This window comes from Corynebacterium poyangense (genome assembly GCF_014522205.1).
In the GTDB taxonomy this organism is placed as follows: Bacteria; Actinomycetota; Actinomycetes; order Mycobacteriales; family Mycobacteriaceae; genus Corynebacterium; species Corynebacterium poyangense.
This window is the reverse complement of the sequence record NZ_CP046884.1, coordinates 528,257-546,395: the sequence shown is the minus strand read 5'-3', so window position 1 is coordinate 546,395 and position 18,139 is coordinate 528,257. Positions and strand designations below refer to the sequence as shown.

18 protein-coding genes are annotated in these 18,139 nt (G+C 53.0%); 4 read left to right on the top strand and 14 right to left on the bottom strand.

What is annotated here, in order from left to right:
- Positions 1–68 precede the first annotated feature (68 nt).
- Entirely contained in the window at positions 69–1,388 is a 1,320-nt protein-coding gene (eccD, locus tag GP475_RS02620) for a type VII secretion integral membrane protein EccD (RefSeq protein WP_187975108.1), read from the top strand.
- Between the two features lie 28 nt (positions 1,389–1,416).
- Entirely contained in the window at positions 1,417–2,616 is a 1,200-nt protein-coding gene (mycP, locus tag GP475_RS02615; protein WP_187975107.1) for a type VII secretion-associated serine protease mycosin, read from the top strand.
- Here mycP and GP475_RS02610 read toward each other — a convergent pair.
- From GP475_RS02610 to infA, 13 genes are all read right to left on the bottom strand, one after another.
- Positions 2,531–2,959, bottom strand: coding sequence for a TIGR02611 family protein (locus GP475_RS02610; RefSeq protein ID WP_187975106.1), 429 nt, complete (start codon positions 2,957–2,959; stop codon positions 2,531–2,533). The genes mycP and GP475_RS02610 overlap by 86 nt on opposite strands.
- Positions 2,960–2,983: 24 nt before the next feature.
- Positions 2,984–4,285 carry an SAM-dependent methyltransferase gene (locus GP475_RS02605; protein WP_262485222.1) on the bottom strand — a complete coding sequence of 434 codons (1,302 nt, stop codon included), beginning with the start codon at positions 4,283–4,285 and terminating at the stop codon, positions 2,984–2,986.
- 96 nt (positions 4,286–4,381) lie between these two features.
- The gene (locus tag GP475_RS02600) at positions 4,382–5,884 is read right to left on the bottom strand and encodes an FAD-binding oxidoreductase (protein WP_262485250.1); all 1,503 of its coding nucleotides are present in this window, start codon (positions 5,882–5,884) and stop codon (positions 4,382–4,384) included.
- Between the two features lie 68 nt (positions 5,885–5,952).
- Complete coding sequence (gene eccB / locus GP475_RS02595; RefSeq protein WP_187975105.1) at positions 5,953–7,200, bottom strand: type VII secretion protein EccB; 1,248 nt, start codon at positions 7,198–7,200, stop codon at positions 5,953–5,955.
- Positions 7,201–7,271: 71 nt separating this feature from the next.
- Entirely contained in the window at positions 7,272–9,581 is a 2,310-nt protein-coding gene (locus GP475_RS02590; RefSeq protein ID WP_187975104.1) for a DUF6541 family protein, read from the bottom strand.
- A gap of 65 nt (positions 9,582–9,646) precedes the next feature.
- The gene (locus GP475_RS02585; protein ID WP_187975103.1) at positions 9,647–10,504 is read right to left on the bottom strand and encodes a tRNA pseudouridine synthase A; all 858 of its coding nucleotides are present in this window, start codon (positions 10,502–10,504) and stop codon (positions 9,647–9,649) included.
- Positions 10,501–11,199: a hypothetical protein gene (locus GP475_RS02580; protein WP_187975102.1), complete on the bottom strand. Its 699-nt coding sequence runs from the start codon at positions 11,197–11,199 to the stop codon at positions 10,501–10,503. The genes GP475_RS02585 and GP475_RS02580 overlap by 4 nt, the downstream gene beginning before the upstream one ends.
- A 115-nt stretch (positions 11,200–11,314) precedes the next feature.
- Entirely contained in the window at positions 11,315–11,881 is a 567-nt protein-coding gene (gene rplQ / locus GP475_RS02575) for a 50S ribosomal protein L17 (RefSeq protein ID WP_187975101.1), read from the bottom strand.
- 40 nt (positions 11,882–11,921) lie between these two features.
- Entirely contained in the window at positions 11,922–12,938 is a 1,017-nt protein-coding gene (locus tag GP475_RS02570) for a DNA-directed RNA polymerase subunit alpha (RefSeq protein WP_187975100.1), read from the bottom strand.
- 73 nt (positions 12,939–13,011) lie between these two features.
- On the bottom strand, positions 13,012–13,617 hold the full coding sequence (gene rpsD / locus GP475_RS02565) for a 30S ribosomal protein S4 (RefSeq protein ID WP_187975099.1): 606 nt from the start codon (positions 13,615–13,617) through the stop codon (positions 13,012–13,014).
- Positions 13,618–13,641: 24 nt separating this feature from the next.
- Positions 13,642–14,046, bottom strand: a complete 405-nt coding sequence (gene rpsK, locus GP475_RS02560) for a 30S ribosomal protein S11 (RefSeq protein ID WP_187975098.1) — start codon at positions 14,044–14,046, stop codon at positions 13,642–13,644.
- Between the two features lie 3 nt (positions 14,047–14,049).
- Positions 14,050–14,418 (bottom strand): 30S ribosomal protein S13, encoded by a 369-nt coding sequence (gene rpsM, locus GP475_RS02555; protein WP_187975097.1) that lies wholly within the window; start codon positions 14,416–14,418, stop codon positions 14,050–14,052.
- 203 nt (positions 14,419–14,621) lie between these two features.
- A complete protein-coding gene (gene infA, locus GP475_RS02550) occupies positions 14,622–14,840 on the bottom strand; it encodes a translation initiation factor IF-1 (protein WP_003854422.1) in 219 nt (72 codons plus the stop codon).
- Positions 14,841–15,048: 208 nt separating this feature from the next.
- Here infA and GP475_RS02545 point away from each other — a divergent pair, with 208 nt between their 5' ends.
- Positions 15,049–15,831 carry an IclR family transcriptional regulator gene (locus tag GP475_RS02545; RefSeq protein ID WP_187975096.1) on the top strand — a complete coding sequence of 261 codons (783 nt, stop codon included), beginning with the start codon at positions 15,049–15,051 and terminating at the stop codon, positions 15,829–15,831.
- Positions 15,832–15,945: 114 nt separating this feature from the next.
- The gene (locus GP475_RS02540; protein ID WP_187975095.1) at positions 15,946–16,830 is read left to right on the top strand and encodes a siderophore-interacting protein; all 885 of its coding nucleotides are present in this window, start codon (positions 15,946–15,948) and stop codon (positions 16,828–16,830) included.
- Positions 16,831–16,914: 84 nt separating this feature from the next.
- Here the strand turns inward: GP475_RS02540 and GP475_RS02535 are convergent, their stop codons facing one another.
- Complete coding sequence (locus tag GP475_RS02535; protein ID WP_187975094.1) at positions 16,915–17,985, bottom strand: iron-siderophore ABC transporter substrate-binding protein; 1,071 nt, start codon at positions 17,983–17,985, stop codon at positions 16,915–16,917.
- Positions 17,986–18,139 lie beyond the last annotated feature (154 nt).

Here is an 18,139-nt window from a genome sequence, read left to right as displayed (position 1 = left end):
ACTTATTGCCCATCCTAAGTCATAATGATCGCAAACACCATACTTTTGGGGAATTCGGGGGATTTTCTATGATAACTGACCATGTAGTTCGCTTAACTATCCGCATTCATGTTGGAAATTATCACCGAGAGGCTGATCTAGCGATACCGACCTCATCCACTCTTGCGGAGGTCCTGGGAGATATCACCGCGCTATGCAACGCTCCAAAGATTGATCGACCATGGCAGGTGGCCACTGTCACTGGACAACTTTTTGATCAAACTCGGCCGTTAGCTGCTCTCGGAGTTCATCATGGAGACATCCTTGTGCTCTCACCCCGCTTGGAATCAGAGATGCCGGTGTTACGCGACGCTGCTGAGGCTTTGGTTCATCGCTCTCCCAACCCCTCCTTGCACCTAGAGAATTATCTCCCATTTGCAGCAACTATTCTCAGCATGTGGGTGCTCCTGGCTTTAGCACTCGATAGTGTTCCTTATTGGTCACGGATATTCCTGCTGACCTTAGGCTTAATCGCAATCCATTATCGCAGTCAGCACAATCTTCTCCTGAGCGTTTCTACCGTAGTTAGCGCTCTTAGCACTGGATTCCTCTTCGCTATCCCGGAACTTCACCTTCCCCACGGGCAACAATTGGCTTGGGCACTAGTTGCCGCGCTAGCCTGCGGTGGAGTAGTTCTCATGTTGTTGAATTTCAGCAGCACGGTGAACATTGCCCTTAATGCAGTAGCTATGGTGTGCGCTGTAGCTGGACTCATGAGCGCCATCGCTTTAGGAAGCGGTCTCTCGTATCGAGGCCTTGCCGCCATGCTGGTCTTGGTGGCCGTGCTCATCCCCTTGACAGCCCCACATGCAGCCATTTACTTAGCCGGGTTAAAAGTCCCTCGCCTTCCTTCACCGGGACAAGCATTCACCATTGCTGATGAGCAGATTCCCGATATTGATGGGAAGGTGGAACGGGCAGAAAAACTCCACGATGGTTTCCTTGCTGGCGCAACGCTATGTATGGTTCCCGCAATCATCGCCTTAGGGTGGAATGGTGATGGATGGGTGGTTGCGCTCTGTGTAAGTTGCTCTATCGCCATTAGTATCCATGCCCTGCGTTATCGACGCCCCGGCGGCACACTCGCGCTTAGTCTCATGGCACTGGGCTGCATCATCGCACTTATCCTCGCGGTTATCCATGCTGGATTTGTCACCTGGGCCTTAGCTTTATGCCTGGGATTATGTCTTTTCCTCTGCGCTGCCCCGTTGTGGGCAGCGCACCTAGCTCGATTACAACCCACCACTCTGGTCTGGTTTGAACGCGCAGAATCAATTGCCCTTGCGCTATCTATCCCTTTAACGCTTCATCTCATGGGACTATTCGGCTTCATCCGAGGCTTGGGGTAACTGTCACATGTCAATAATCTCTAGAGTTGTGTCGGGAGCCCTTGTAGCTGGATGTCTCCTGAGCGGATTATGTTTCTTCGGCACTATTCCCGTAGCTCAAGCTCAAACCCGCTGCCCGGCTCTTCACCACCGTTCTTTAGCGCCCCAACCCCCTGATCCGAATCTTCTAGCAGCTCACCGATTCTCTCAAGGTGCTGGAGTCAAAATAGCTGTCATCGATACTGGTGTCTATCCTCATCCCAGATTGGGCGAAGTAATCCCCGGTGGTGATCTAGTCGGTAACACCAACGGCCTAGAAGATTGTGATCGGCATGGGACTATCGTCGCGGGAATTATCGCTGCCCGTCCGGCTCCTACTGAGGACTCCTTACTGGGAGTCGCTCCCGCTGCAGAAATTATCAGCATTAGACAAACTACGAAATCCGGTGAGGATGCTACTGGGACTTTAGCGGGCATGGCCAAAGCTATAGAAAAAGCCCTAGAACATCATGCTGGAGTAATTAATCTTTCCGTGGTGGCGTGCTTATCACCGGCCCGCGCAGCCACCGTGGACCTGGGGGTGCTTAATACTGCTCTTGCTCACGCAGAGGCTAACAATGCCGTCGTTGTGGCCGCAGCCGGAAATCGAGGTCAAGGATGCGAACCTGGCGACATCGTTTTCCCTGCTCACAGCAACACAGTGGTGGGTGTGGCCGCGCTTGATCCAGATGGGAAACACACCGATTATTCACTAAGCGGCCCGCACCTACTAGCAGCACCAGGCCATGTTCCGCTAGGTTTGTCTCCGCTAGGTGATCCCCGACCGGTCCAGGGAATCCAGACTAACCAGGGAGATCAACCATGGGAGGGAACCAGTTTCGCGGCACCGGTCATTTCCGGGATCGCCGCGCTGTTAAAGGAGCGTTACCCAACAGAAACCGCTGCCCAACTTCGGCAGCGAATGTACTCCGCAGCATGGCCAGCAAATGGTGAGCTTGATCCGCTTCGTGCACTTGGGCATCTGCCTGGGCCTACCACAGTAGAAGACACCGAAACTCGATCTATTTCCCTTCCCGCACCACAACAGCAAGATCCACGCCCACAACAAAGAACCGCTTTCTTACTCGTGGTTGTCTGTGGATTCGTGATCCTCGGATGGTTAGTTAACGATGCAAGCCGATCCACCGGGCCAGAGGATCTAACCACTCCGCGGAGCCCCAACGCCAGAAACCATAAGCCAGGGCGATGAACACCACCCAGATCACCACGACTAAAACAGCCATCATGAAAACCCTGGCGCTCAGACTTTGCCGGCTATACCATGCCGCCAGGCGATCATACTGGTGAACACCCCACCCCAAAAGGTTTCTGGCCCATTTTTGCTCCAGAGAGAGAATTCCCACTCCCACAAACGTTGTCAACCACCCTTGACCGGGCAGAGGGATAGTAATGATCCCGATGATGACTACCGTCCAGCCTAAAATCAGTGTGAGAGGTCGGACCAGGAAACCATAGCGACTTTGCTTAGTTTTTTGGTGGGTCTCTTGTATTCTTTCGATCCGTTCATGGACCATCTGCCGCATCGTTGCCATAACGGTCCCTACCCTAGTAGAGCTTTAGGGCTGCCACCAGAATCTTCGTGGAATATCTCCCCGGGAACCATCATCTAATAGCTTTATCCCCAGGACTTGATGGAGCTGAACTATATTATGTTCAAATCCCCACTCAGAACCTGCCATGTAGAGTCCCCAGAGCTTAGCGATAGGCTCCCCGACGAGGGTGGTTGCCTGATCCCAGTGTGCTTTGAGATTTTCACACCAATCATGCAGCGTCCGCTGATAATCGTAACGCAGGTTTTCTTCGTGGAGAACTTCGAAACCAGCATCTTGCATAGTCGAGATAATTGTTCCCGAACCTGCCAATTCTCCGTCGGGGAAAATATAGCGATCAATAAAACTACCTGTTTTCCGGAATCGATTGTCGGGATAGGTGATGCAATGATTAAGCATCCGACCACCGGGTTTTAGCTTGGAATAAATCTGGGTGAAGAAATTTTCATAGTTATCTCGGCCGATGTGCTCCAGGATTCCGATTGCAGAAACCGCATCAAAATCCTCTTCTTTAACGTCACGATAATCAAGGCATCGCACCTCAGCTAGGCCCTCTAAGCCTTCCTCGGCAATAGCAGCACGAGCCCACTCATATTGTTGCTGAGACAAGGTGACCCCCAGAGACTTCACGCCGCGTCGGGCCGCGTACATCACCATCTGCCCCCAGCCACAACCGACGTCCAAAAGACGATCGCCTTCTTTGAGATGGAGTTTCTCAAACACCAGGCGGTGTTTATTATCTTGAGCATCCTCTAACGAAGTATCCGCAGATGGATAATAAGCGCAGGTGTAAGTCATAGAGTCGCCCAAGACTAACTCATAGAAATTATTTCCTACATCGTAGTGTGAGGACACAGATTCTTTATCGCGCTCTTTGGAATGCCTCGAAAGCCCCTCCACCAGGGCCTTTCGCCATCGACTTGTCTGTTCCACCTCTGGAATAGGTTGAATCTTTAGTGCATTGTATCGCCGAAGTGAACGCAATAAGGTCACCACAGTCGCCGCATCGGGACGTCGAACTGCTTTGTAGAGTTGCTGCAAGATATCGAACATACGATAGGGATGAGCTGGGTGTTCACCAGAGATTTCTAGCCCGCCGGTGATATAGGCTCGGGCCAAACCCAAATCTCCAGGTGCGGTAGCAATGTAGGCCAATCCTTGTTCATTAGCCACATCGAGTCGGAAGGGGCTATCGTCCGGCCCGGTAGCTGAACCATCAAAAGCACTAATCCTTAGGGGCAACGGCGCGACGGTCAAAGCCTCCACCATCTCGGCAATATTCATCGGTGCTCGATCACTACTCGGCATTCTCTTTCACGCTCTTTTCTACTCCGGTCAATCTCATCGTCACTCTCTGGCTTCGATCTATCCTGTTTTCTTGGTCATGCACTGTCCTCATCCGCCTCAGGAACCCCCGACGGTTTTTTCATAGAGCCGAGGGAACCGTCCTTGAGGGTCATAAATGCTTTTGAGTTTTTCTGGAATATCTCCACCATAAAGTTCCTTGAACTCCGATTCGCTATAAAAAGACTCCGAATACAGCGACTTATGCCCCCCAAGATCCTTCACTTTGTGCTCAATTAGTCGATTAAATGCTCCCGGGGCTGTGTTATCTCCCAACAAGTTCACTGGAACACTAGACCAGAAACCAACGTTGACCCAGAGACTCCGGGAATCTAGGGGGTACAGGGGCCACGGGTGCGGGGACTCTTTAGTGAGCGTGCCTTGAGCTATTAGGTCATCAACCCCGTCGCGCAATTGAATAGGGCATAGCCATACTGGTTGGATGTCACTGGCCTGAAAAAACCATTTTAAAAATTCTGGGAGTCGATCACAGGTGACTTCGATATCTTGAACTACGCGTTCTCGGGCAGGGCGTCCGGCTCGAGCTTCCAAACGATCAGCGATATTGTATTTCCGGTCCCAGTCGATGAGCTTCCAGTAAATATTGGAGCGCAATAGATCTCGCGGCCACAGTTTTCGGATGCGTGGGTGTTGAACGCCGAAAGCTCGCGAACACCAAAACCAATCCGGATCCCATCGCCAAAAATAATCGCGAATGCTGAGGTAGTCTCGCAATATTCCGGTGGAGTGTTGGAGAGAACGGTAGTAAATGCGCTGCCGGGTGTAGTCACTTAATGGTGGTCCGTCGGGGATTCCTCGTCCTAGGCTGAGATAGATCTCGGTTGGCGAAAAAGCTACCCCGTCTAAGAATTCGACGTCTAAACCTTGGTAGCTCTTGGTCGTGGCGATGCTTTCTAGCAGGTTGGCTGCCTCATCACTGCTATGGCAGCGGACGTGTCTGAGCTCGACTACGGGAGAAACGGGAACTAAGTGGATTTTCAGTCTCAGCGCGTAGCCAAGGCTCCCGTAAGAATTAGGGAAGCTGCGAAAAAGATCGACGTTATGGTGAGCCGAACACGTGAGGATGTCCCCCGTCCCGGTAAGGATATCGAGTTCTTCCACCGCCTCGTGAGGAAGCCCCTGGCAAAACGACGTTGATTCCACCCCCATACCGGTCACTGCCCCACCCAAGGTAATGGTTTTTAACTGCGGCACTACCGTCGGGCTTAACCCAAAAGGCAAAGTGGCATCCACTAAGTCCTCATAGGTACACATCCCCTGAACATCGGCGGTTCGTTCCACCGGATCAACAGCAATGACCCCTCGAAGCCCAGAGACATCCAGCGTCGCTGTCGAGGTAGTCCTCGCCCGAAATACATTAGATGTGGTTTTCCCTAATCTGATTCGCTGCTGAACAGGGATCTCTGCATAACTCCGACGCATCGCACGGATAGCTTCTTCATGAGCTTCCCACCCCACCGGCTGAACAGTTTTCGCGTCGAGCCCTCGCCCCAGATGAAATGAATTAGTCATCCGATCAATCTGATCCAATAAAGATTCCATCCACCGCATAGGGATCTAGACTAGGCCTTTAAATGCTTAATGGCTCTAAGTACTCCACCCTATTTCGGTCAATCTTTTTCCTCTAATAACGGTATCTCTGAGCGCCCCAACGCGCTTCCTTGAGCCAGTAATCGAATGATCATCCACGGCGCTGAACTGGCATTTTCTTCCGACAACCCCAAGGCTTCCGCGGCCTCCTGGTCCACCACCTGATGAACCCCACCCCACTCGGAAATAAGGTATAAACCTCCTCCAGTTTTTATCCCTATTGCTCCCACCCCAGCGCCGATATACCGCTGTGCCAAAGAATCACCGGCTAGGCGGACTCCTAGTTTCTCCGCTGTCTTTCTTCCTTTCTGCAACCCCCCTTCCCCTAAAAAGCAGAGATCATTGTCCGCCGGATCTAACCACCTAGGAGCAAAACGAGGAAGATCTATTTCTGGCTCTAGAGAATCCGGTTGCTGAGCAGGATAACCTCTACTCACGTGTCGTTCTTCTCGACCTGCATCAATCAAAATCGCAGACTGAACCCCCGAAAGAAATCGAATTTTTCCTTCATGCTCTAGCCAATATCCTCCATCACCGGTATGAAGAACCACTCCCGGAGGAAGAGATATTGCCGGAAGTTCAGTAGCCGCATTAAGTAGCGCCTCCGGCGGTTGCCATCGCGGTGTCGCAGAATCAATCCCCAGATTCCTGCGCACGGCACGACCTTCGACACTAGCTGGGTCGGGTAGTTTTCTTCGCCCCACGGCATCAACTAACCATTCTTCTTCTCCTTGGCGTACTAATACAGCCTCGTTGTCGGCACTAGCGTCGTGGTTTTTCTTGGCGCTCACCACAATATCGCCGGCAGATTCCTGACATACGCTCCATGCCAGATCAGAAATGGGGTGATTGGCAAAAACTCCCGGCGCGTCAAGTATTCCTATCGGTGAACCCATGGGTTCTTGAAGGAGTACCTCATCGGAGATGGTCACCGGATCAGCCGGGGAACCAATAATTAACCGCGCGGAGGCTAGGTTTGATACGGGGTGAACCGTTGGCCCCACTCGAACAAAAAGGGCCCCCGAATCACTCCGAAGTATAGGTGCTTCGCCTGGATCAATGGCAGGTTGAAGCACAGCCAATGCTCCTGCGCCCAACCCTAGAAGGAGCGCGGCGATAAACCCGAAAAGCGCGGCTCGTTGTCGTCGCCCAAGAGGATCATGAATCATCCTGGCGTCGCCTAAAACCAAGGCGTGTTCTACTCTCCTCTTGAGAAATCTATGTCCGCTTACTTGCGCCGAGGATGTGGAAATGAGAGGTTCTGCCACTATTCCCCCCTGTGGTTGTGGATCATCGCTACCGATTCAACCCCCTAGTAAATCGGTGTCAGGTGAGTATATCAGGTTCGGCCGTCTCCGGGTCGGTGATAATAGGGCTTATTTATCTCAGCTGGTGTTTTTGCCAACCCCAATTCCCCGAGGGTGGGTTGATGCGGTAAGGGATCCGGCGACTCCCCCGATGAGCGCATGGCATTGATTTCCTCATCGCTAAATTCAGCATTCACCACAAAAATGGCGTCTTCAGCGTCCTTATATACCAATGTTAAACCGGGGGTTTGATAAGTTCCCTCCGTGAGTGGAAGCCACGGTTTTTGGAAGTCCCAATAATTAGGTGGAGATAAAACCAAGTATCGGATATCAAGATCTTTAGCTAACTGGTCGACGTGGTTAGCGGCATCAGGATCGTTCTTTGCCCCGGTGCCAAGCTGGTCAATTCCTCTCCACAGCGCATAAAGTTTGGAGGATTTCATAGGAAGCGGCCAATGATAATGTCGTGCCACGCTAGGTAAACCATTCAGCGCATACATCCACCCCGCGCCGTCGGACGGATCATGCATGATTAACCCCTGGTAGGCCCTGGGTTGCTGAGCTAACCAGTTAAAAGCGTGACGGTCTCGATCAGTGACGGTGATGCTAATCGTCCGCAAATTCTGAACAGACCACCGTGCTTCTTCCTGTATGGATTGGAAGCCAAACCACCCACATGCCCCAGTGAGAGTAAGCGAAAGCACCACTAACACTGCCCCGCCGGTCTTTGGCGCCCACCGTCGCAGGGGGCTAAAAATTAATCCCAGCACTGCGGCCAGCCCGACGCCCGCAGCCGTCGCAGTCAATAACGCCACCGGCATGATTAATCGGTGCGGGGTAGCGTAATGCAATTGACCTATGAGGTTAAGAATCTTCCCGTAGGGATCCGGCAACGGAGTAAGAGCGTTATACGTCAATGCTGCGCTGAGCAGGTAAAAGAGCAAGGCCCAGATATTTTTCCACCAGAAAACTAATGCTATGGCGCCAATCGCTGCGAGCAAAAGGATCCAGGCAGGATTAAACGGAGCCCCTTCATTGACGTGGCGGGTCGTCATGGTGATGACTTCGAGGATGGAGTCTCGGGTGGAAAGGTCTTCGGTAGCGCTGAAACTAGCAACTGCGTCTACTTCACCTTCGCGCCCTAGGAGCTGAGGCAAGAGCGGGAGAATGCCGATAATCCCGCCTGCCGCCAAGATGAGGACATCGCGAAGCCGACAGCCAAGTGAACCAAGGAAAGATTGCGGGGTACGAACCGGCTTCCACACCAGCCAACACAACCACCATAGTCCTAGGCCAGTGATCACTACGGTGGCTGCTGCAGGATGCAGCTGGACTAGGCCCATAAAAGAAAGCCCACAGCTTAGCAGCATTATTGGCCGATAAGGGGCAGCCATGAATGCAGCTAACACCACCCCGGATGCGCATAAAGCGGCGGTGTATGGCCAGGCGCCAACATAGTTTCCAACCCAGTAATAGGCGGGAATGACGGTGACAATGACAGCGCCGCTAGCTGCAGCGATTTGGGAGAAAATTCCTCGATCGTTGATGAGCCGCCACGCAACCGTCGCCCCACTAACCGGCAGAATGATTCCGGGGATAATGACAGAGGAATAATTAATTGCCGTATTTGGAGTTAATCCAGCTAGATGGGCTAATACCCAGGTGCCAGCATGCCAAGCAACGGGATAATACATGGCCTGGTGCGTTTCTGGATTGTGTAGCTCTCCCATACGGGTAGGGTCTGCAATCCCGGTTTCATCAATCCACCGGACGACATTGGCATGCCATAGAACATCCCAACCTTGGAAAATAGTGTCCATCCCATGAGGAAGAGCGTTGATCCACTGCAAACTAGGCAGCATTATCACCAGCATTCCCACAAGGACCCCCGCCGCGGGAAGCAACCAGATAGGATCCCCTAGACCCCCGGGACTTCCCAGCCTCCACCCTTTCGGTTTGGTGGTAGTGGCGGTAGCTGATGGTTCTGCTACGGGATGTGAGTTGAGATCTAGCGGCGTTTCGATGACTAATGACCGACCACCTTGAGCAGCCACCGCGACCTCTGATTCAGGGTGATGCGGCCAACGCTCAAAGGTGCGTCCGCCCCACCGCCACAGCGCTGCGATGATTAAGAAACCACACCATACTGCGATCACCGAGATCAAGTTGTAGCGAACCCCGATAACGCTGGTTAGCCAACCGGCAAAGCCATAAATACCAAAACTAATCGGTAGGCCTAACGCCGCCGACCACGGTGCCCGGAGACCAGTGATCCAGGCGAATAAGGCACCAGGGACACAAAAAACTATGATGCCTAGCACGGTGACGCCCAACAGCCCCATGACGGTCTTGTCGTTCCTTTCGCTGGGAAGTTTCCAATCGGATGGATTGTAACACCAGGCTAATGTCAATCGATTAAAGAATTTCGGCGTTTCCGCGTTACTGCTGCCCGGCTAGCGAGTTCTTCATCAGGTGGATAATGTACCCCCACCAAGGTTAACCCTCTAGCTTCAGCCAAGGGCACGAGAGATGATCGTTGATGTTCGGTGAGTAAACCGGGGACTGCGTCAAGATCAAGACGACCATCGGCACATTTAAGGGAGGCTCCGACAAGTGCTCGCACCATGTTCCAGCAAAAAGCATCGGCTCGAAGCCGCGCTCGATACAGGCCAGGTTCACTCGGGGTCGATATGTCTTCCCAGTGGAAAAACTGCAAGTCTCGAATGGTTGTGGAGTGTGGTCGAGCTTTGCAGAAAGCAGCAAAGTCATGCAAACCGGTTAGTCGCTGGGCCACATCGTTGAGGATGGAGAAGTCTAGTTGGCGGGGCCACCATCCGGTCTCTAGCCGCCGGGTCGGGAGAGGGCCGGAAGGATCAGTACTGACGCGGTATTCATAGGTGCGGGATAACGCAGAAAAGCGGGCGTCGAAACCCGGCGGAGCAAATGCACAACTGGTGAGACGCACATCTGTGTCGAGGAGCCGGGAGAGTCGACGCACTAACCGCTGCGGTTGTCCTGCTAGGCTTCGCTGCTCCAGACAGTCGACTGGGACATCTGCGTGAGCTACTTGCCCACTGGCGTGTACCCCAGCATCTGTTCTCCCCGCCACAACCAACTGGACCGGGCACCGAAGCACCAGTGACAGTGCTTCTTCCAGTTCCTGTTGAACGGTACGAAGGCTAGCGTCTTTTTGCCGAGCCCAACCATGAAACCCGCTTCCTTCATAGCTGACCCCTAATTTCAGTCGAGCCGTTGCACCACTCACTGGTCCTCCAACTTCCGAGCTGCTTCCACAATGGCCCTGTCTTTTTCTTTTCTTTCTTCCCCTTGCTGTTGACGTCGAGTCTGCTGAGCAACCCCCGATTGGCGACCACGCTTAATTAACCATGTCGCGTGCATGAGGAAGCCCAAACTCAAACAATCAATTGCCATCCGCTGATATAGCCCTGGTTCTCCAAGCGGACCTGCAGTAGCATGCCGGAGTGCCAGGATCATGCCGATCAGGGAGAAGACGCACCACATCCAGGTCCAGGCAACTGTGGGGCGAAGAAGAAGGACGCTAAGCCATAACAGCAGGGCGGTTAGTGCACCCACCCAGAGGTGTGCCCTCGGGTGGGCGTCGGCCCCGAGAAACGCCCAGAGGATAAGGCTGGCGCCAAGAGCATAGAGAATGACGGCTCGACGCATGTGCAGAACCAAGAAAGTAGCTGCACCCGCTGCAGCAACACCAGCAAGGAATAGCCCTATGCTGAACCATACAGACCCCGGGCTACAGAGATTTCTCTGGGAGTAATCTTCTACCCACGCACCACAGGTTCGGACGCTGAAATCACCAATGAGGTTATAGCGGGGAGTGTACAGCACGGGCCAGCGAATAGCTGCAATAAATTGTCCTCCATACCCACAGATAAGACCGAGGATGAGGCAGATACCGGCATAAAGCTCACGGCGTGAAGTCATATTCATACCTTAACGCACCGAAGGGACGTGATTATGGCATAAAAACACCCCGGCTCCTCATGGTTCTACCATGATTCCGGGGTGGTGAAGCAGTCTGTTTGCTAAAGCTCAGGAACTACTTGTCAGCAGCCTTTTCTTCAGCTTCAGCAGCTTTATTCTGAGCCTCGGATTCTTCGACAGCTTCCTCATTGACCTCAGCCTCAGTAGCTTCGGCGTTCTCGGTCGCTTCGGTAGCCTCCGGAGCTGCTTCCTCGGCAGCGGCCTGCTCTGCGGCTTTCTTGGATGCTGCAGCGCGGGTAGCCCGGGTAGCCTCGGCGGACACGGTCTCCTCAAGCACCAGAGAAATCTGAGACATGGGAGCGTTGTCACCGGTGCGGTTTTCTAATTTCACGATCCGGGTATAACCACCGGGCCGATTTTCAAATTTCTCCGCCAGATCCTCAAACAAGTAGTTAACAACCTTCTTGTTGGGGATGTGACGCATTACCTGGCGACGGTCGTGCAAGGTGCCCGACTTCGCTTTGGTAATCATTTTCTCCACAAAGGGACGCAGGGTCTTAGCCTTAGCGTCGGTGGTTTTAATTGCACCGTGCTCGATCAGTTGAGCGGCCAGGTTAGATAGAATCTTCCGCTGGTGGCTCGGGGAACCGCCGAGACGGGGGCCCTTCTTAGGGGTAGGCATGGTCTTCTCCTCGTGTACGGATCAGGTTGAGCGCAGTGAGCTACTCGGAATCTTCACTATCTACGTCGACGTAGTCGCCCGTTTCCGCGTCATATCCCTCCAAAGTGGTGGGATCAAAGTCTTCTGGTGCATCCTTCAAAGTCAACCCGAGGCTAGCTAGCTTGATCTTCACTTCATTGATGGACTTCTGACCAAAGTTTCGGATATCCAGCAAATCAGATTCGGTGCACTCTGCGAGCTCACCAACAGTGTGGATTTCCTGGCGCTTCAGGCAGTTATAAGAACGTACCGAGAAGTTCAGATCCTCAATGGGAGTAGCGAAAGCAGCGATGTATTCGCTTTCCTGCGGGGAGGGCCCAATTTCGATGCCTTCGGCGGCAGTATTGAGCTCACGCGCAAGTCCGAAAAGCTCGACGAGAGTCTTGCCGGCGGAAGCCAGAGCATCACGCGCGGTGATGGAATTCTTGGTTTCCACGTCAATGATCAATTTGTCGAAGTCGGTCCGCTGCTCCACACGAGTAGCTTCAACTTTGTAGCTGACTTTAAGGACGGGAGAGTAAATCTGGTCCACTGGGATGCGTCCAATATCGCCGGACGCATTGGAGCTTACTGCGGGCACGTAGCCACGACCCCGCTCCACAATCATCTCAATGTCCAGTTTGCCCTGCTCATTGAGGGTGGCGATGTGCATATCCGGGTTGTGGATTTCCACTCCAGCTGGAGGCTGGATGTCACCTGCGGTGACCTCACCTTCGCCCTCTTTGCTGAGGTACATAACCACCGGCTCATCGGAGTCGGAGGACAGTACTAGCCCTTTGATGTTCAAGACGATGTCAGAAACATCCTCTTTTACACCATTAATGGTGGTGAACTCATGCAGCACACCATCAATTTTGATGCTGGTTACCGCTGCTCCAGGAATGGAGGACAGCAGGGTGCGACGCAGTGAATTTCCGAGGGTGTATCCGAATCCTGGTTCTAGCGGTTCGATAACAAACCGTGAACGTGAAGAATCGATGTACTCCTCAGTAAGGGTGGGTCGCTGGGAAATGAGCATGGAACTCTCCTTGATGACGCCCGCTATATGACGTCGGTAGACGGAAAGGAAATATTAGGAAGATTCGGACAGATTAACGTGAGTAGAACTCGACGATCAGCTGTTCCTGAATCGGAATGTCGATCTGAGCGCGCTCGGGCAGCTGGTGCACGAGGATGCGCAGGTTAGCAGGAACAACCTGAATCCACGCCGGAACAATGGCGTCGACTAGATTTTCCTGGGCTTCCTCGAACCAGATCATCTTCTGGGACTTTTCGCGAACATCGATGATGTCATAACGCGAAACTCGGTAAGAAGGAACATCGATTTTCTTACCATTAACCAGGAAATGTCCGTGGGAAACCAGCTGGCGTGCCTGACGACGGGTGCGAGCCAGACCAGCACGGTAGACAACGTTGTCCAACCGGGATTCCAAGAGCACCAAAAGGTTGTCACCGGTCTTGCCGGGAAGACGGTTAGCTTCGTGGTAGTAGCGACGGAATTGCTTTTCCATCACACCATAGGTGAAGCGAGCCTTTTGCTTTTCTTGCAGCTGGAGCAAATACTCGGATTCTTTGATTCGAGCGCGGCCAGCTTGTCCCGGAGGATAAGGACGACGCTCAAACGCCTCATCTCCGCCGACAAGATCGACGCGGAGGCGACGGGATTTACGAGTTGCGGGGCCAGTGTAACGAGCCATTCTCTAGTTACCTTTCCTTCCCTATTAAACGCGGCGGCGCTTCGGCGGACGGCAACCATTGTGCGGCTGCGGGGTCACGTCGGAGATCGAATTGACCTCAAGGCCGGCGGCCTGGAGGGAACGGATGGCGGTCTCACGGCCCGAACCCGGACCCTTTACGAACACATCTACCTTCTTCATGCCATGGTCCATGGCTTTACGGGCAGCGTTTTCTGCCGCCATCTGAGCAGCGAAGGGGGTGGACTTACGGGAGCCCTTGAACCCCACGTGCCCGGAGGAAGCCCAGGAGATCACGGCACCGTGAGGATCCGTGATAGACACGATGGTGTTATTGAAGGTGGATTTGATATAAGCGTGGCCACTGGCCACATTCTTCTTTACGACGCGGCGGCCAGAACGGCGCGCGCCAGAACGAGTCTTTGGAGGCATAAGTTACTTCTTCTTTCCGGCGATCGTCTTCTTCGGGCCCTTACGGGTGCGTGCGTTGGTCTTGGTGCGCTGACCACGGACGGGCAGCCCACGACGGTGACGCAGACCCTGGTAAGAACCAATTTCGATCTTGCGGCGAATGTCAGCCTGAACCTGACGGCGGAGGTCACCCTCAACCTTCCAGGTGTTTTCGATGACGTCGCGCAGGGCGCTGAGCTGCTCATCGCTCAGGTTGTCGGTGCGCAGATCCGGGGAGATGCCGGTACGCTCCAAAAGTTCAGCGGCTCGGGAAGGCCCGATACCATAGATATAAGTTAGGGCGATCTCCATGCGCTTATTGCGCGGGAGATCAACTCCAGCAAGACGTGCCATGCGGCAGTACCTTTCCGGTTTGTACGGTGGTTTTCTCCCTGTTCGCCCCCACAACAAAGATGTTGCCCGGTCGGAAGCCGGGTTTATTCTCTGTTCACGTGAGGCTCCAGCCACCGTGGCCGAAGGTGTGTGAGGTGTGTCGTTACATCGCCATATCCTTAGCGAAGCTAACGCATCACGCCCAGAGCAGGGAGGCGGAAATCTTACTTGTAGCGGTAAACAATGCGACCACGAGTCAGGTCATAGGGAGAAAGCTCCACGACCACGCGGTCCTCGGGAAGGATACGAATATAGTGCTGACGCATCTTCCCACTGATGTGGGCAAGTACCTTGTGTCCGTTATCAAGCTCGACACGGAACATTGCGTTCGGCAGGGGTTCGACAATGCGACCCTCGACCTCAATTGCGCCTTCCTTAGCCATATCCTCCGCATTCCTAACTGCTACTTTTGAGATAAGTGCGCAGTGACTGCACACCAACGACGTAGCTTACTAAGCGACCTGCATAAATGCAAACCTTCCTGAGATTTTTCTGCAGCAGTGCACCCGCACCCCTAATCCTCTCTCATTTCTCGGTAGTCTTATGTCTAGATCAGCTGTTTTATTGGGCAGAAAGGCACGGCGCATTACCATGTCTGAAGGCAGTCACCCAAAAGTTCGCGGTTCACTAGAAAAATCCATTGACATCATCAAGGTGTTCCGCGATACCCCTCACGGCCTCGGGGTCAGTGAAGTTGCCCGGCGCTCAGGCATCCCTAAATCAACCGCCCACCGAATTCTAGCCATCATGGTTCAAGAGGAACTGTTGGAGCGCACCGGTAATACGTACCGCCTCGGCCCTCTCCCCTTTGAACTAGTCTCCGGTTCTAACCTCTCCTCCCAGGCGCGCCTAGCTGCTGAAACCTTGACTCCTTTCCTCGCTGCTCTTTTTGAGCAATCACGTAAAACCGTACATCTGGCTTATTTATCCGGCACTGAAGTTGTCTACATCAACAAGCTTTTTTCCTTCTCCCGGTTTTCTCTCCCCTCCCGGATTGGTGGCCGAGCCCCCGCCTATTGCACCGGCGTAGGAAAAATCCTGTTGGCATATTCCGATTATTGGCGCTCCCAGGTGTTAACTCAGGAACTTGCCGCGTGGACCCCGCACACCATTACTAATACTGATCAATTAGAAAAGGAACTGATCGAAGCAAAACTCCGGGGTTATGCCTGTGACAATGAAGAAATCCAAAGCGGTCTTTCCTGTATCGCTGCCCCTGTTTTCGGACATGGCCCCGAGCCCGTAGCCGCGTTCTCGGTCTCCACCAACACTGCCGAGTTCCGCCCCGATAAGGTTCTTCCCCTATTGCTCAAAGTTTGCCAGTCCGCCAGCCGCGCCATGAGAGATAGCGAAAACCGCCTCCGCCACCCATGAATGTTCCACCCGATGCCCACCTCGCCGCACAAAGTGCAAGGAGGATCCCCACTTTCGGCAGACCGTCACCTTAGGTAAATTAGGGTAGGCAATCATTCCCTAAAAGGAGTTGAGATGACCTGCTACCCTCCCGAAGCTTTCGCTACCCGCGACATCCACATCCAACCCACTCGACGGGGTGCTTCCATTTTTAGCGCTAAGGTTCTGAAGAAAACCTGGGTTAATCAGAACCTCTTGAGAATTAGGTTGCAGTCCACCGATCTTCATGACCTCATACTCACTGGCCCCGATGAATTCTTCGGCCTCTTTATGCCTCGTCCAGGCAGGCGCTATATTCCGCTGCCACCCTTTGAGGGCGGAAATATCAGAAAGCACACTGAGTTTCTCCCCCTCGATGAACGCCCTGATCTTCGCTGGTACACGATCAGACATTTTGATCAAGCTCAAGGAACCGTGGACGTCGACATTGCTACTCATGGTCTTAGCCGGAATCATGCCGATAACGCTGGGCCTGGGTTACGGTGGGCACTGTCCGTATCCCCCGGTGATAGCGTCGGGTTTTACCCTACTCACGGGTTATGGGTGAATTGCTGGACTAACCAACTTCTTATTGGCGACGCCTCCTCCGCCCCATCCATAGCGTCGATCATTGAGTTCCAACACCTTTTTCACCCTTCAGCGCTTGACCATACCCATGTATTGATCGCCTGTGAGAGTGAACAGGATATAGAGCCAGGGCTACTGGATTTCTGGGAAGGCCACCTCTCTAGCGCCGCGGTTGTCTACGCACCTCTCACTAGCCAAGCCGCCTTAATCAAACAGACTCTCACCCAAGCCTCAGCGGCTCATTCATCCCTAGCCTCGGTGGATTATGTCTGGGCTTGCGGAGAGCGGAAACTTGCCCGCGCTGCATATTCCATTGCCGTAAAGAGTTGGGGCATCCCCACCACTCAGGTCTATTGGAGCCCATATTGGTTGGAGGGGCAGCCCCGCCCATAACCGTCAAGCCCCGTTCATAAAAACCGGGTGCTTGAACATTCTCATGCTAAGCACCCGGAAACTGAACACTCAAAGTCACACTTTTTAGCTTCGAGCTTTAGCGATAGCCTCATCAATCTTTTCTGTGTATCGCTTCAACACCCACGGCACCGAGAGCGGATTGACCATAGAACTTGCAGTCACCATAGATTGATCAGTCAAAGCCACTTCCGAACCTCTAGCAATCGCAAGAATCTGCGAATAGATGGGGTCCTCATGCAAGGTCTTTCGTACCGCATCATCCCTATAGAAGGTAAAAATGAGATCGGAATCCTTCAACAGATCTAACTTTTCCGGGCTAAGAGGCGCTGAGTCAGTACCACTGGCAACCTGCCCCCGAAGACTCTCAACCACCGGATCCAGGCGCAGACCTAATTTGCTCACAAAGGCTACTCGCTGCTCAGTGGGCATAAAGACCCCATAGGAATCGGGCCCGGCATTGTTATAGATATAACTGAATGTAGTGTTCTGATATTCCGGCTTTTCAGCCTTACTGAATTCCTCATTGATCTGGTTAATCAGCTTGTCCGCTTCCTCTGGCTGCCCCAGTGCCTTTGCCACAGTCTGAATTTGCTCTTCCCAGGTAATAGTCCACTTCTCTTTGGGGTAAGCCACAGTGGGAGCAATCTTACTGAGTTTGTCATATTGTTCCTCAGTCATCCCCGACCACGGGCCAAGAATAAGGTCAGGTTCATACTTAAGAACTTCTTCAGCACTAAGCTCATCTTGGCTCTTGATCAACGCCGGGAGCTCTTCTCCCTTTTCCTCAACAGCTTCTTTCACCCAAGGGAGATAACCCGACTCATCAGCTCCCCAGCTGTATTCCTCCATAGCTACCGGGGTGACCCCCAAAGCTATAGCAATTTCTGCAGAACCTTGGCCAATCGTAACAACTCGCTCAGGTTTAGAAGTGATTTCGACAGTTCCTAGGGCATGAGTAATGCTCACGGGTTCAAAATCACCACCCCCCTTAGCGGTGTTTCCCTCTTCTTGGCTACAAGAAACCAGCCCGAAGGCTAAGCCTACTGAAGCCACCAAGGCCAGGACCCGGTGATGGAATCGTCGTCGACTATGAGGCTTAGCCTTTTCTCGATCTACAAGGGCAGTGTGTGACATGCTCTGTCCTCCATAAAAGTGAGAAAATCGCAGATTCGATGTGCGCACTTCTCAAAGCATATTAGTTTAGTTTAGGCTAAGCTTACAACCTGTCTTTTAAAAACTTTTTCCATTTAATGCTGAAAGCTGGGATCAAACACAAGGCGCAACTTTG

What these genes read in the sequence shown, in the direction of transcription:
- eccD (WP_187975108.1), top strand. Translation starts at nt 69, where the DNA reads ATGATAACTGACCATGTAGTTCGCTTAACTATCCGCATTCATGTTGGA.
- GP475_RS02610 (WP_187975106.1), bottom strand. Translation starts at nt 2,959, where the DNA reads ATGGCAACGATGCGGCAGATGGTCCATGAACGGATCGAAAGAATACAA.
- GP475_RS02605 (WP_262485222.1), bottom strand. Translation starts at nt 4,285, where the DNA reads ATGCCGAGTAGTGATCGAGCACCGATGAATATTGCCGAGATGGTGGAG.
- GP475_RS02600 (WP_262485250.1), bottom strand. Translation starts at nt 5,884, where the DNA reads ATGGAATCTTTATTGGATCAGATTGATCGGATGACTAATTCATTTCAT.
- GP475_RS02590 (WP_187975104.1), bottom strand. Translation starts at nt 9,581, where the DNA reads ATGGGGCTGTTGGGCGTCACCGTGCTAGGCATCATAGTTTTTTGTGTC.
- GP475_RS02580 (WP_187975102.1), bottom strand. Translation starts at nt 11,199, where the DNA reads ATGACTTCACGCCGTGAGCTTTATGCCGGTATCTGCCTCATCCTCGGT.
- rplQ (WP_187975101.1), bottom strand. Translation starts at nt 11,881, where the DNA reads ATGCCTACCCCTAAGAAGGGCCCCCGTCTCGGCGGTTCCCCGAGCCAC.
- GP475_RS02570 (WP_187975100.1), bottom strand. Translation starts at nt 12,938, where the DNA reads ATGCTCATTTCCCAGCGACCCACCCTTACTGAGGAGTACATCGATTCT.
- rpsD (WP_187975099.1), bottom strand. Translation starts at nt 13,617, where the DNA reads ATGGCTCGTTACACTGGCCCCGCAACTCGTAAATCCCGTCGCCTCCGC.
- rpsK (WP_187975098.1), bottom strand. Translation starts at nt 14,046, where the DNA reads ATGCCTCCAAAGACTCGTTCTGGCGCGCGCCGTTCTGGCCGCCGCGTC.
- rpsM (WP_187975097.1), bottom strand. Translation starts at nt 14,418, where the DNA reads ATGGCACGTCTTGCTGGAGTTGATCTCCCGCGCAATAAGCGCATGGAG.
- infA (WP_003854422.1), bottom strand. Translation starts at nt 14,840, where the DNA reads ATGGCTAAGGAAGGCGCAATTGAGGTCGAGGGTCGCATTGTCGAACCC.
- GP475_RS02545 (WP_187975096.1), top strand. Translation starts at nt 15,049, where the DNA reads ATGTCTGAAGGCAGTCACCCAAAAGTTCGCGGTTCACTAGAAAAATCC.
- GP475_RS02540 (WP_187975095.1), top strand. Translation starts at nt 15,946, where the DNA reads ATGACCTGCTACCCTCCCGAAGCTTTCGCTACCCGCGACATCCACATC.
- GP475_RS02535 (WP_187975094.1), bottom strand. Translation starts at nt 17,985, where the DNA reads ATGTCACACACTGCCCTTGTAGATCGAGAAAAGGCTAAGCCTCATAGT.